The sequence below is a fragment of the Novipirellula caenicola genome (assembly GCF_039545035.1).
Classification (GTDB): domain Bacteria; phylum Planctomycetota; class Planctomycetia; order Pirellulales; family Pirellulaceae; genus Novipirellula; species Novipirellula caenicola.
On the sequence record NZ_BAABRO010000008.1, the window covers coordinates 240832 to 255630 of the forward strand.

The 14799-nt window shown below is 56.7% G+C and carries 7 protein-coding genes; 5 read left to right on the forward strand and 2 right to left on the reverse strand.

Translation table 11 applies throughout. The features are described 5' to 3' along the window. Nucleotide 1: 1 nt before the first annotated feature. Complete coding sequence (locus tag ABEA92_RS17100) at nt 2-1132, reverse strand: glycosyltransferase family 2 protein (protein WP_345685052.1); 1131 nt, start codon at nt 1130-1132, stop codon at nt 2-4. Between the two features lie 121 nt (nt 1133-1253). Between ABEA92_RS17100 and ABEA92_RS17105 the strand changes: the two genes are divergently transcribed. The 4 genes from ABEA92_RS17105 (at nt 1254) to gcvP (ending at nt 9919) form a co-directional block, all read left to right on the forward strand. After that, nucleotides 1254-2903 (forward strand): serine/threonine protein kinase, encoded by a 1650-nt coding sequence (locus ABEA92_RS17105; RefSeq protein WP_345685053.1) that lies wholly within the window; start codon nt 1254-1256, stop codon nt 2901-2903. A gap of 169 nt (nt 2904-3072) precedes the next feature. Then, the gene (locus tag ABEA92_RS17110; RefSeq protein ID WP_345685054.1) at nt 3073-3579 is read left to right on the forward strand and encodes a hypothetical protein; all 507 of its coding nucleotides are present in this window, start codon (nt 3073-3075) and stop codon (nt 3577-3579) included. Between the two features lie 348 nt (nt 3580-3927). Then, nucleotides 3928-6348 carry a TolC family protein gene (locus tag ABEA92_RS17115; protein ID WP_345685055.1) on the forward strand — a complete coding sequence of 807 codons (2421 nt, stop codon included), beginning with the start codon at nt 3928-3930 and terminating at the stop codon, nt 6346-6348. Between the two features lie 610 nt (nt 6349-6958). After that, nucleotides 6959-9919 carry an aminomethyl-transferring glycine dehydrogenase gene (gene gcvP, locus ABEA92_RS17120; protein ID WP_345685056.1) on the forward strand — a complete coding sequence of 987 codons (2961 nt, stop codon included), beginning with the start codon at nt 6959-6961 and terminating at the stop codon, nt 9917-9919. A gap of 3072 nt (nt 9920-12991) precedes the next feature. Here the strand turns inward: gcvP and ABEA92_RS17125 are convergent. Continuing rightward, the gene (locus tag ABEA92_RS17125) at nt 12992-14011 is read right to left on the reverse strand and encodes an ABC transporter ATP-binding protein (RefSeq protein WP_345685057.1); all 1020 of its coding nucleotides are present in this window, start codon (nt 14009-14011) and stop codon (nt 12992-12994) included. A 267-nt stretch (nt 14012-14278) separates the two neighbouring features. Here ABEA92_RS17125 and ispF point away from each other — a divergent pair, with 267 nt between their 5' ends. Next, nucleotides 14279-14782, forward strand: coding sequence for a 2-C-methyl-D-erythritol 2,4-cyclodiphosphate synthase (gene ispF, locus ABEA92_RS17130; protein WP_345685058.1), 504 nt, complete (start codon nt 14279-14281; stop codon nt 14780-14782). Nucleotides 14783-14799: the final 17 nt, after the last annotated feature.

Genomic DNA, 14799 nt, shown 5'->3' on the forward strand with positions numbered 1-14799 from the left:
CTTAGCCAGCTCGTCTTTCTCGAGGAGTCTCGGATGGGCTGTGTGGAAGCGGCAATAAATAATCTCGGGGGACCGACACCGATCCGGACGCATCGCCACGGCCGGACGCCACATTGGCTGCGTGGGCGTTGGCTGCGAGGGTCGTGTGATGATGACGCGTGAAGTAACCGGGTTGGCTGGAGGATTGGTAGTAGATCCGCGACAGCATTTCCGCCATCACACCAAAGCAGATCAGCTGCAGCGAGGAAAGCGTGGCGATCGTGCCAATCAACAACATGGGGCGGGTTCCGATGTCTTGACCAAAGGCAAACTTGGCAACCCCGAGACTGCCCAGCATCAGCATTCCGATCGCGCCGACAAAGAGGCCAACGCTGCCAAAAAAGTGCCCTGGACGCGCTCGGTATTTCATAAAGAACAACACCGACAACAAATCCAACACCACGCGGATGGTTCGAGAGATGCCATACTTTGAACTGCCATATTGGCGAGCCTGGTGACGGACTTCGATCTCGGAAATTCGCGATGGATGTGTCACCGCGGCAACCCATGCTGGGATAAAGCGGTGCATCTCGCCGATCAGCTTGACTTGTTTGATCACCGAGGCTCGATAGATCTTGAGGCTACATCCGTAGTCGCGGATCTGCACTCCGGTGACCTTGGCGATCAATCGGTTGGCGATCCATGACGGCACCAATCGCAGCAGAAAGCCGTCTTGGCGTTTTTTACGGCGACCCACCAACAGATCCAATTGGTTGGCTTCCAAGTGGGCGACCATTTTCGGGATGTCGGCGGGATCGTTCTGCAGATCTCCGTCCAACGTCGCGATCAACCGGCCTTGGGCTGCATCAATCCCTGCTTGCATCGCCGCGGTTTGACCGAAATTGCGGTATAGCGAGACGATATGAATGGGCAAACCTGACGCATCGGCGGCCGCCGTGGCGTTGGAGTAGGTTTGGTCGATACTGCCGTCGTCGACCAAGATGATCTCTAGCCTCGATGGTTCCTCTGCGAATGTTTCTTTCAGCGCAGCGATCAACGGCCCTACCGATTCCTCTTCGTTGTACAACGGAATTACGATGGAGAGTTGGATTGCGTCAGGTTCGGATCCATCCTGAGGTGATGCGTTCATCATGAGGTTTTTGTCGTCGTTCTTGCTACGCTGCCGCAGCAAAGGCGTTTCGGATTCATGACTGTCCCCGCGAATTCCGTTCGCTGGGATGGTCGTTCTTTCGGGGTATACTCAAGAGATGAACGTGCCGTCCAGAGATAAATTGAATTCACCGATCGCCCCGACCGTTGCCGGGGAAGGAACGCTGCTTGATAGCGTGATGGCCGATTTCATCGAGCGACAGGAAAAAGGACTCTCCCCCGACCCCAACCAATATCTGATCGCGTACCCCCAATTTGCTGGCGAACTGAAAAGTTTTTTTCGCAATCATCACTGGCTCGCGGGCGATGCAAGTTCGGTTTCGGTCGCTCCCACGTTAGCGGGCACCAGGATCGGGCCCTATCGGATCGAGTGTGAGATTGCTCGCGGCGGCATGGGGGTCGTGTACCGAGCGATCCAAGACAATCTTGGGCGTCCCGTCGCGTTGAAATTGATCAGCAGTGGCGTTTTGGCCTGCGAAGAAGAACGGCGACGGTTTCGGATCGAAGCCGAAGCGGCGGCCGGGTTGCATCACCCCGGTATCATTGCGATTCACGATATCGGGACATGGGGAGGTTATGAATACTTTTCGATGACCTTGGTCGAAGGGCCGACGCTGCAGCAAAAAGTCGACGCCCGAAATTCGGACAACCGGTGTTGGGATGATGCCGAAGCGGCCACGATCGTTCGCGACGTGGCGTGTGCGGTCGCCTACGCCCACCGTGCCGGCATCGTGCATCGGGATCTGAAGCCCGAAAATATTCTGATTTCAAGCGACGGACGCCCGTTGGTCGCCGATTTTGGGTTAGCCAAATGGCACCGTGACGGGGCGCTGGTCACACGCACCGGACAAGTTTTGGGAACCCCTCATTATATGAGTCCCGAGCAGGCCGCCGGGGGACGTGACGTCAACGAAACGTCGGACATCTATTCGCTCGGTGCGATCCTGTATGCGTTGCTGACCGGGCATCCGCCCCATCAAGGCCAATCGGCGGCCGACATTCTACGCTCGGTACTGCACGACGACCCAATCTCGCCGCGTCTGATTCGCCACACGATCCCCACCGATTTGGAAGCAATTTGTTTGAAAGCAATGCACTACGAAGCCGAGTGTCGCTACCGCTCGGCCGAGGCGTTGGCGGAGGACCTGGATCGCTATCTCGCGGGCGAGGAAGTTGCAGCATCGAGCAGCGGGATTCTGGATCGAGTCGCTCGCGAAATTCGTCGTGACCAGCATCAGAACTATTTTGCCGCCTGGGGAAACACCCTGGTCGGCATCGGAATGATCATCTTCATTGCCCATGTGGCAATGTTTTGGCTTGATCGGTTCTATTCGCTGCCGCACGGGATCGCTTACTGGGGGCCGCGAATCACAATGCTGTCATTCATATTTTCATGGATCTACTGGGCGCGGCGGGGGCAATTTTTACCGCGAACCGTCGCCGAACGTCCCGTCTGGTCGATCTGGATCGGCTACTTAGCCACGCTGCTGACAATGAACTTGTTGTTGACGTTCGGCTCGCTGGATCATCGGGTGTTATTTCCGATCGCCGCAGCGCTCAGCGGGTTCGGTTTCATTGCGATGGGAGGCCACGTGTGGGGCGGCGCGGCGATTCTAGGCGTTTTGTTTCTCGTGGGGTCGCTCGTTTCGATCGTTTGGTTGCCTTATGCCTCGTTGATTTTTGGATCGATTTGGCTGCTGAATCTGTCCATATTGGGGTGGCATTATCGATCGCGGTCCCAGCCGGAAAATTAGCGATGCCCGCATTTTCCGAATAATCGTTGCGTGAGTGAATCGTCGTCACGATCGATGCCGACTGCACAAGGTAGCGACGGATGTCGTTGTCGACAAAATCGTTATGACAACCATTGCAATGACGTCAAGCATCTTCCGACCTTTGATTCCCGCTGCAAACGGCAAAGTTATGTCACGAATTTTTCTTGCCCTTACGATCGCCTGTTTCGCCGTCACGGCAGATGCACATCACCCCGATCGCGAAAACCAACCGGTTTATCCGCGAATTGATGTGATTGGACCGCTGGGAAACCGGTTGCCCGAGTCCTATCGCCGAAAATACAACCGTCCAACCTACGTCGGTGGCAAGATCGCCTATTGCATCGCACCGTCGAGCCGCGAGGCGATGGCGTGGCACAACGCCGAACATCGTGGCAGCTACGAGAAAAAGGGATGCCGGACGGTCACGACCTATTTTTACCCAAAACCATGGGAAGCATTGAAAATCGGGCCTCGTCCATCATCGGCGTCCCAGCAGGACGGATTGGTCCAAGCGGTCGAGGACATTGCGGATCCATCGGTCTTGCCGGACCAAGTCACCGATTATCTCAAGGTCGATTCGGTTCACCCGGCCCCCGGTGAAGCTCCCGCACCAAAGCTGCAACTCGCCGACCCGCTCGATTTGATCGAAGAGTAGAAGTGTTCTCGTTCGCGCCGCATCGCTACCCAAAGTAGATGGCATTGAGATGGCGGCGGGGGCGCAACGAGGCAAATGTCCGTGAATTGCACGGCGAATTGCACCTAAAACCGGCACTTCAGCACAAATTTGCTTCGACTTCAAGAAAATTCTCAGAAGCGTCAAAGTTTACCTAACCGGACTCCGATAACTACTTTCGGACGAGGAGGTCTCGAGTTGCTACGTGGCAGCTTCGGGACCTCACGGAGGGGGGCTTCCACACTCGGCCCGATCGAAATGCGCTCGTCGTCTTCATGGCGATACCGTTAAAGCGTGTTTCACGGCGGCACCGCCCAGGAAGCCTTGAGCATGAACCGCTCGCTGTTACGATTTACTGCGTATCTTCAGCTTGGGATTACCATCCTATTCGCGTGTGGATGCGCACCGACACAACCGTTTTTTCTGAATGAGTCCCCGGACCTTCAGTTCTATCTCAATCAAGCGACGGCGATCGAGTATCCCGACGTCGAGGTTGAGCATTTGGCTGAAACCACCGGTGCACTTCCTCCGTTGACCGTTGGTAATCACGATTACCAATTCTGGGATCTGACGTTGGAAGAGTGCGTATCGATCGCGCTTCAGAACTCGAAGTTCTTCATTACCACCAACGGTAACGCTGAGTTCCGCCAAAACATCGCGACTCAGTTCACCAGTGGAAATGCGGACCAGTTCGGCAGCATCTACGACATCGCCATTCAGCAATCGACCACCCAATCGGTTCCGTTGACCGTCGACAGCGACGGCAACCGCACCCTGCCTCGTGGCGTTTTGCGGGCCAACCAGGTCGGCGGTGTGGAAGACGCCTTGGCCGAGTTTGATGCTCAAGCCAGCGGTTTCGTTAACTACGGTACCACCGATCGCACCCGTAACGTTGGTTTCGCGAATAGCATCAACCCGCAAATCGCGAAAGCGACCGACACTACGCAGCAAGCGGCAATCAGCAAGCGATTTGCCACCGGTGGCGTCGCAACGCTTCGTCAACAAGTCATCTATTCGCGAAGCAACGCTGAAATCAGTTCCGTTTCACGAGCCGTCCCAAGCGACTGGACCGCACTGATCGAAGCTCAAGTGCAGCACCCGTTGATGCGAAACCGTGGCACGTTGATCAACCGCATTCCAGTGGTCTTGGCAAGTTTGAACGAAGACCTTTCGATCGCGGATTTCGAAGCTCAGGTGCGTAACCTGGTCCGTGACGTCGAGAACACTTACTGGGACCTGTACGTGTCCTACCGAAATGTCGCGACGTCGATCATCGGTCGTAACAGTGCGATCGCGACCGCTCAATTCGCTCGTTTGAATTTGGAAAACGGCACCGGCACTCGCCAAGAATTGGCTCAAGCAGTCGAGCAGTACTACCAATTCCGTGGCATTTTGGAATCGGCCATCGCCGGTTCGAATGTTCCCGGTGCGGACCGTTTCGGAGTCTACGGCAACGAACGCCGCATGCGTGAATTGCTCGGCATCGCCGCGACCGATGGACGTCTGATTCGTCCGATTGACGAGCCTTCATTGGCCCGCGTTGAATTCGACTGGAACGAATCAGTTGCACAAATGTTGTACCTCAGCCCTGAGATTCGCCGTAACAAAACTCGGCTCAAACAGGCTGAGTTGGAGTTGATCTCTGCCAAGAACCAAATTTTGCCCGAAGTCAATCTATCGCTGCTTTACCGCTGGGTCGGCCAAGGCGACACGCTGGGCCCACCACAGCGACGTGACGTCGATGGACCAAACCCCGGCAGCAGTGCGTTGGCGGAACTTACGAGCGGCGATTACCAAGAAGGTGCAATTCGATTGGACATCACGCCTCCGGCAATCGGAGCACGTCGTGAACTGGCACGCATCCGTGGTGCTAAGTGGCGAGTGGTTCGTGAAAAGTCGTTCTTGCAAGAACAAGAGCGTTTGCAGGTCAGTCTGTTGAGTGATGCCACCGCGAAAGTGGCGACTCACTACCAACTCGTACAAACCAATGCACAACGATGGCAAGCGGCTGAGCAAGAAGTGGAAGCTCGATTGGCCGAATTCAAGGGCGGTCGAAGCCCCGTGAATGTCGTGCTGCAAAGTCAACAACGTCGTGCTCAAGCACAAATCGATTACTACCGAGCCCTTGGTGAATACAACAAATCGATCAACTACGTCGACTTCCTCAAAGGCACCCTACTGGCTAACAGCAACATTACGTTGGCCGAAGGACCTTGGAATAAGAAAGCGTACTGGGATGCACTGGAACGAGCACGTGAGCGAAGTGCTGGAAAGCAAGTCAAGTACGGCGTGACACGACCCGAGGTCGTTCGCACCGGACCCGTGCAAGATGCGGATTCCGCCGCCAACATGATGGGCGGATCGGCAGGGCACGGCGGAGCAATGATCATCGGTGATCCTAACGATCCGCTGAACATGAACCTGTCGCCTTACCGTGACACGATCGAAGTGGACGATGTTCCGCTGAGCGAGATGGGGACTCCGCAGCAAATGTTTTCACCCGGCGTCTCGCCTGAGCAATTTGCACCCACGAATCCGACCACCCCGCGAGCTCGTGAATCGGTTCCGCCGATGCCAACGATCGACAGCTTGCCAGATTCGGGATCACTACAACCGCTGGACATTCCAATCGGCAGTGCCGTCGCACCGATGAACTACGAAACGCCCGCCGCCTCGGCCCACATTTCGGACGACGTCGACGTCAGCTACACACCGATCCCGGTCGCACGTCGACCCTTACCGTCTCGTTAACTCACGAGACGCCCACCAATTTTCCTTCGGGCGGAGGCATACGAGGGTTGCCCGCATAACGCGTCGGGAACGACAACCCTCGTAAAACGAAAGTTCGAGAGCGCCGCAAGGCGCCTCGAACTTTTCGTCGTTATCGGTAGCACAGGTTGCCAGTCTGTGATCCATGTGGAATTGGCTGCTAGCCTGTGATCTTCAGTGGACGTAGCGAAAGTCGCCAAGACTTTCGGTGTTTGGGAAGGTGGGATCAATAAAAGTTGTAGATCGCTCCGCGTTGCATCGTTCCGATCCCGAGCGATCAGCAACGATCCGCCAGCATGGACCGAAACTCTTGGCGAGTATCGCTACGGGGGAGGTAAGGACCAAAACTCTTGGCGAGTATCGCTACGGGGAAATTTTTGGCCTCCTCCCTGCGTAAAACTTCGGCGAAGCGGCGTCATTTTGGGCTTGGATTCTGCCCGCAACTGGCAGTGGGATACCAAGGATCGCTCGCCGAAATTATGTTGATCCTTTGAGTCGCTAACGCTCCCCGGGTTCAAAATACGCGGGTATCTGTCATCCAGCGACATTCAGAGGCAAACTAGATCCACCCTCTTTCGGGCCCCATCGGAACATGTCCACAAGCACCAATCAGCCATCGCTCTGCTCGTCCACCGCTACGAACGCCATCGATTTCGTCGACGGTTTTGCGAGGCGTCACATTGGATCGTCGGAAACCGAACTCGCTGAGATGTTAGGTACGCTCGGTTTCGATTCGCTGGACGCGCTGTCGGACGCCACCGTGCCAGCGGATATTCGGTTGGATGCACCACTGGACATCCCCGATCCGCGTGGCGAACGGGAATGTTTGCAGGGGCTGAAGGCGATCGCCAGCAAGAACAAAATCTACCGCTCGTGTATTGGGATGGGGTACACCGGGACCGTTACCCCGCCCGTGATTTTGCGGAACGTGCTCGAGAATCCCGGTTGGTACACGCAGTACACGCCCTACCAGGCCGAGATTTCGCAAGGACGGCTCGAGGCGCTGCTGAATTTCCAAACCGTGATCGCCGATCTCACTGGATTGCCATTGGCCGGGGCGAGTCTGCTGGACGAAGCGACCGCGGCGGCCGAAGCGATGGGGATGTGCATCGCCATTGCCAATCACAAGAAAACGGGTTTCTGGGCGTCCGATGATTGCCATCCCCAAACGATCGCACTGCTGAAAACGCGTGCGGCCGGTTTAGGCGTTGATTTGAAGGTCGGGCCGATCAGCGAGATCGATTTCGAACATGGCCAAGGGGGGCTGTGTGGCGTCTTGGTCCAATACCCCACCACCGATGGCCAAATTCATGACTACAACGAATTGGCGGCAACCGCCAAGAGCCACAAGTGTTTGACGGTGGCCGCAGCCGATTTGTTGGCACTGACGCTGATCACGCCTCCGGGGCAATGGGGAGCTGATATCTGCATCGGCAGCGCTCAGCGATTCGGAGTCCCGATGGGGTTGGGAGGACCGCATGCTGCCTACATCTCGACTCGCGACGAGTATGCTCGAAAACTGCCTGGTCGGATCATCGGTGTTTCCAAAGACAGCCACGGCAATCGTGCGCTGCGTATGGCGATTCAAACTCGCGAGCAACATATTCGCCGTGACAAAGCCACCAGCAACATTTGCACCGCTCAAGCGCTGCTTGCGATCATCAACTCGTTCTACGCGGTCTACCATGGCCCCGAAGGATTGACCAACATCGCCCGCCGAGTGCAAGGGTTCACCGCGGCGCTAGCCAAAGGACTCGAACGCCTCGGGCACAAGACGACTCACGATGGTCCCGTCTTTGACACGATTCGCATCCGCTTGGGCAAAGGACGCACGCATGCCGCCCGCCAAGTGGCCGACGCGGCACGTGAACGCCAAATCAACTTGCGTGAATACGACGATGGCACGTTGGGCGTGACCCTAGATGAAACCAGCGATCGTGGGTTGGTGGCGGATCTTTTGGCAGCGTTCAATTTTGGGCACTACACCGGTTTCGATATCGACGAACTGCTGGCCGAAGCGGAAGCCGATGGACGATGCGATCTAACGGGTTTTGCGCGTACCACTGATTTTCTGACGCACCCCGTGTTCCATTCGTATCGCAGCGAAACCAAGTTGCTGCGGTACATTTTCAAGTTGATGGGCCGCGATCTGTCGCTCGCACACAGTATGATTCCGCTCGGCTCGTGTACGATGAAATTGAACGGCACCAGCGAGATGATTCCCGTCACGTGGCCCGAGTTCGCCAATATCCACCCCTTCGCCCCCGACACTCAGTGGCGTGGTTACACGTACATGTTCCGCGAACTCGAGGCGTGGTTGTGCAGCGTGACCGGGTTTGCGGCGGTCAGTTTGCAGCCCAACGCGGGCGCCCAGGGCGAGTACGCTGGTCTGCTGGTGATTCGTGCCTACCACGAGCATCAAGCGGCCAAGGCGGGCAAGAAAAACGAACGTGATGTCTGTTTGATTCCGACATCCGCACACGGAACCAATCCCGCATCCGCCGTGATGGCGGGGATGAAAGTCGTGCCGATCAAGTGCAACGAACGCGGCGATATCGACATGGACGATTTGAAGGCCAAGGCGGTCCAGCACAGTGAGAAACTTTCCTGTTTGATGATCACCTATCCATCGACTCACGGCGTTTTCGAAAGCACCGTGCGAGGCGTTTGCGATTTGATTCACGAACATGGCGGGCAAGTCTACATGGACGGGGCGAACATGAACGCTCAAGTCGGGCTGACCAGCCCCGGTAAGATCGGTGCGGACGTTTGTCACTTGAATCTGCACAAAACGTTCTGTATTCCTCACGGCGGTGGCGGTCCTGGGATGGGACCGATTGGAGTGGCACCGCAGTTGGCTCCGTTTTTGCCCGAGCATCCAGTGGAACGTCCCGACACCGCAGGCGAATTCGCCATCGGGCCTGTCTCGGCAGCACCCTACGGAAGTCCCAGCATCTTGACGATCAGCTACGTCTACATCGCGCTGATGGGTGCGTCAGGGCTGAAAAAGGCAACGCAGGTCGCGATTCTGAATGCCAATTACATGGCCAAACGCCTGAGTCAGCATTACGACATCTTGTACACCGACACCAACGGTTTTGTCGCGCACGAATTCATTGTGGATTGTCGCAAGTTCGAAAAATCCGCGGGCGTGAAAATCGAAGACATCGCCAAACGGTTGATGGATTACGGATTCCATGGGCCGACGATGTCGTGGCCGGTGCCGGGAACGTTGATGATCGAGCCGACCGAAAGCGAAAGCAAAGATGAGCTGGATCGATTCTGTGACGCCATGATTGCGATTCGTGCCGAGATTCAGAGCATCGAAGATGGCAAAATGGATGCCAATGATAACCCGCTGAAGCACGCTCCGCATACGATGGGCGCGATCGGCAGCGACGATTGGCAGCATCCTTACACTCGCGAGCAAGCGGCATGGCCGATGGCATGGCTGCGAGACGCTAAGTTCTGGCCCACCGTCGGCCGGATCGACAGTGCCTACGGTGACCGCAACCTCGTTTGCAGCTGCCCGCCGATGGACGATTATTCGTAACGGTATTCGCTTGGAAAGCGGGGCGACAATGTCGCTCGGTTCTCCGAACCGTTAGCGTCGAAGCGGAGAGGAAGGTTGTCCTCGCGTCGCCCCGTTCACGATCGGTTGATCGTTTGGTTCGTCGCTACCAGCTTGGAAAGCTGGGCGACAATGTCGCTCGGGTCTCCGAACCGTTAGCGTTGAAGCGGAGAGGAAGGTTGTCCTCGCACTGCCCCGTTCATGATCGGTTGATTGTTCGGTTTAGCGCTGCCAGCTTGGAAAGCGGGGCGACATTGTCGCTCGGTTCTCCGAACCGTTGGCGTTGATGCGGTGAGGAGGTCGTCCTCGCACCGCCCCGTTCACGATTGGTTGATCGTTCGGTTCGTCGCTACCAGCTTGGAAAGCTGGGCGACAATGTCGCTCGGTTCTCCGAACCGTTAGCGTTGAAGCGGTGAGGAAGGTTGTCCTCGCGTCGCCCCGTTCACGATTGGTTGATCGTTCGGTTCATCGCTACCAGCTTGGAAAGCTGGGCGACAATGTCGCTCGGTTCTCCGAACCGTTAGCGTGGAAGCGGAGAAGAAGGTTGTCCTCGTACCGCCCCGTTCACGATCGGTTGATCGTTCGGTTCATCGCTACCAGCTTGGAAAGCTGGGCGACATTGTCGCTCGGTTCTCCGAACCGTTAGCGTGGAAGCGGAGTGAAAGGTTGTCCTCGTGCCGCACCGTTCACGATCAGTTGATCGTTCGGTTTCTCGCTACCCGCTTGGAAAGCTGGGCGACAATGTCGCTCGGTTCTCCGAACCGTTAGCGTGGAAGCGGAGAGGAAGGTTGTCCTCACGCTGCCCCGTTCACGTTCGTTTGATCATTCGGTTTATCGCTACCAGCTTGGAAAGCTGGGGGACAATGTCGCTCGGTTCTCCGAACCGTTAGCGTTGAAGCGGAGAGGAGGTTGTCCTCACGCCGCCCCGTTCACGATTGGTTGATCGTTCGGTTTCGCGCTGCCAGCTTATAAAGCTGGGCGACAATGTCGCTCGGTTCTCCGAACCGTTAGCGTGGAAGCGGAGAGGAGGGTTGTCCTCGCGTCGCCCCGTTCACGATTGGTTGATCGTTCGGTTTAGCGTTACCAGCTTGGAAAGCGGGGCGACAATGTCGCTCGGTTCTCCGAACCGTTAGCGTGGAAGCGGAGAGGAGGGTTGTCCTCGCGCCGCCCCGTTCAGGATCGGTTGATCGTTCGGTTCATCGCTACCCGCTTGGAAAGCGGGGCGACATTGTCGCACGGTTCTCCGAACCGTTAGCGTGGAAGCGGAGAGGAAGGTTGTTCTCGCACTGACCCGTTCACGTTCGGTTGATCGTTCGGTTTAACGCTACCCGTTTGGAAAGCGGGGCGACAATGTCGCTCGGTTCTCCGAACCGTTAGCGTCGAAGCGGAGTGGAGGGTTGTCCTCGCGTCGCCCCGTTCACGATCGGTTTGTCGTTCGGTTTATCGCTACCCGCTTGGAAAGCTGGGCGACAATGTCGCTCGGTTCTCCGAACCGTTAGCGTCGAAGCGGAGAGGAGGGGGGGCCTCACGCTGCCCCGTTCACGATTGGTTTGTCGTTCGGTTTATCGCTACCAGCTTGGAAAGCTGGGCGACATTGTCGCACGGTTCTCCGAACCGTTGGCGTTGAAGTGGAGTAGAAGGTTGTCCTCGCACCGCCCCGTTCATGTTCGGTTGATCGTTCGGTTCAGCGCTACCAGCTTGGAAAGCTGGGCGACATTGTCGCTCGGTTCTCCGAACCGTTAGCGTGGAAGCGGTGAGGAAGGTTGTCCTCGCGTCGCCTCGTTCACGATCGGTTTGTCGTTTGGTTCATCGCTACCCGCTTGGAAAGCTGGGGGACATTGTCGCACGGTTCTCCGAACCGTTGGCGTTGAAGCGGAGAGGAAGGTTGTCCTCACGTCGCCTTGTTCACGATTGGTTGATCGTTCGGTTTCGCGCTACCCGCTTGGAAAGCGTGGCGACAATGTCGCACGGTTCTCCGAACCGTTAGCGTGGAAACGGAGAGGAAGGTTGTCCTCACGCTGCCCCGTTCACGTTCGGTTGATCGTTCGGTTCATCGCTACCCGCTTGGAAAGCTGGGCGACAATGTCGCTCGGTTCTCCGAACCGTTGGCGTTGAAGCGGAGAGGAAGGTTGTCCTCACGTCGCCTTGTTCACGATTGGTTGATCGTTCGGTTTCGCGCTACCCGCTTGGAAAGCTGGGCGACATTGTCGCTCGGTTCTCCGAACCGTTAGCGTTGAAGCGGAGAGGAAGGTTGTCCTCACGCTGCCCCGTTCACGATTGATTTGTCGTTCGGTTTCTCGCTACCCGCTTGGAAAGCTGGGCGACAATGTCGCTCGGTTCTCCAAACCGTTAGCGTTGAAGCGGAGAGGAAGGTTGTCCTCGCACTGACCCGTTCACGTTCGGTTGATCGTTCGGTTTAACGCTACCAGCTTGGAAAGCTGGGCGACAATGTCGCTCGGTTCTCCGAACCGTTGGCGTTGAAGCGGAGTGGAGGGTTGTCCTAGTACGGCCCCGTTGCCGATCGGTTTGTCGTTCGGTTTATCGCTACCCGCTTGGAAAGCGGGGCGACATTGTCGCTCGGTTCTCCGAACCGTTAGCGTTGAAGCGGTGAGGAAGGTTGTCCTCGCACTGCCCCGTTCACGATTGATTTGTCGTTCGGTTTATCGCTGCCAGCTTGGAAAGCTGGGCGACAATGTCGCTCGGTTCTCCGAACCGTTAGCGTCGAAGCGGAGAGGAAGGTTGTCCTCGCGTCGCCTTGTTCACGATTGGTTTATCGCTACCCGCTTGGAAAGCGGGGCGACAATGTCGCTCGGTTCTCCGAACCGTTAGCGTTGAAGCGAAGTGGAGGGTTGTCCTCGTACCGCCCCGTTCACGATTGGTTTGTCGTTCGGTTTCTCGCTACCCGCTTGGAAAGCGGGGCGACAATGTCGCTCGGTTCTCCGAACCGTTAGCGTGGAAGCGGAGTGGAGGGGTGTCCTCACGTCGCCCCGTTCACGATCGATTTGTCGTTCGGTTGATCGCTACCCGCTTGGAAAGCGGGGCGACATTGTCGCATCAGCGACCGGTTGCAGCGACGTTTGCGGCGTTTTGTAGATTGCGTTCGGACGTTTCGCGGAACAGATCAGCGATTACATCTTCCAGCGGTGGATCCTCTACCGCGACGTCTTCGATCGGATTGTCTCGCAATGTTTCGGCGAGCACTCGTGGCACATCCGCTCGATTGACTCGGACTCGGACCTTGGGCCAATTTTCGTCCAAGACTTCGCCAAACGTTGACATCGACGGACGATGTCCTTCGGCGAACTGCAACGTGATGATTTTGGAACCCGAGAACTTGTCGATGATCCCCGACAGCGAGCCGTCGTACTCGATGCGACCATCGGCAACAATCACGACCCGTTTGCACAATGCCGCGATGTCCTTCATGTAGTGACTGGTCAACAGGATCGTGATCTTGCGTTTCTCTTGGTAGTACCGCAAAAACTTCTGGATGTTGTGTTGCGCGATCACATCCAGTCCGATCGTTGGTTCGTCCAAGAACAGGACCTCGGGGCTGTGCAGCAGCGCCGCGATCAGTTCCATCTTCATACGCTCGCCGAGCGACAATTCACGCACTGGTTGGCTGAGCAGTCGGCCGACATCCAGCAGATCGGTCAATTCGGCGAGTGTCGTCTTGAACCGGTCCGCGTCGATCCCATAAATCTGCTGGTGCAATCGGTATGACTCTTGGGCAGGAAGGTCCCACCAAAGTTGATTTTTTTGGCCCATCACCAAGGCAAAGCGGCGGCGATAATCGTTTTTTCGCTGCCAGGGGACGTATCCCATCACCGACGCCGTGCCGCTGGTTGGATTGATCACGCCGCTCAGCAGTTTCAGCGTCGTCGTTTTGCCAGCACCATTAGGGCCAAGAAAGGCCACGAATTCACCCTGCTGGACATCCAAATCGATCCCGCGAACCGCTTCGACTTCGCTGTATTCGCGATGGAACAGTCCTCGGATACTGTCGGAAAGACCCTCACGTTTCTTGTAGACACGGTAGGACTTGGTTAATTGACGGACTTCGATAATGGACATGAATACGGCTGACTCGAGCAAAGGTCGGTACATCGCGCGGAGGCTACGGTCGGTTATTGTAGGGTGCAAGCGCAAAGACTGTAGATCCCCCGTGCCGACGTTCTATTCAGCCCCGCATCTTTAAGCTTGCAATGTTTTTTGGCGGCGAACATCCGCTAAATCAGCGTGCCGGACCTGGGGGATATCGCGACTTTGCCCCGTTTTCGGCTCATTTTTTTCCTCTATTGTCGATCTCCCCCACCATCCCCTCTCTGGAGTTTTTCCCACATGAGCACACCGATTCCTGCGATTCGTATTGGATTGGGGTACGATTCCCACCGTCTTGGAAATGGAGGGCCGCTGCGGATCGGCGCGATGGATATTCCGGCCGAAGTGCATGCGATCGGCCATAGCGATGCCGATGTATTGCTGCATGCGATCACGGACGCGTTATTGGGTTCGGTTGCCGAGCCGGACATTGGGCGTTTGTTTCCCGACAATGCCGAGGAGAATCGGGACCGCGACAGCAGCGATTTCCTGCACGAGGCGCTCCGCCGGGTCCGTCATTATGGCATGGAGATCGTCAATCTCGACTGCGTGATCTTGGCAGAACGCCCCAAAATGGCACCTCATTTGGACGAGATGCGGGAAACGATCGCCCAGTTGTTGGATATCTCGGTCGACCGGGTGGGGATCAAAGCCAAGACCGGCGAAGGGATCGGCGCGATCGGCGGATCGACGGCGATCGCAGCCCGTGTCGTCGTGCTGGTGTACAGCACACGGGAATCATAAATCGCCCTCTACTTGAT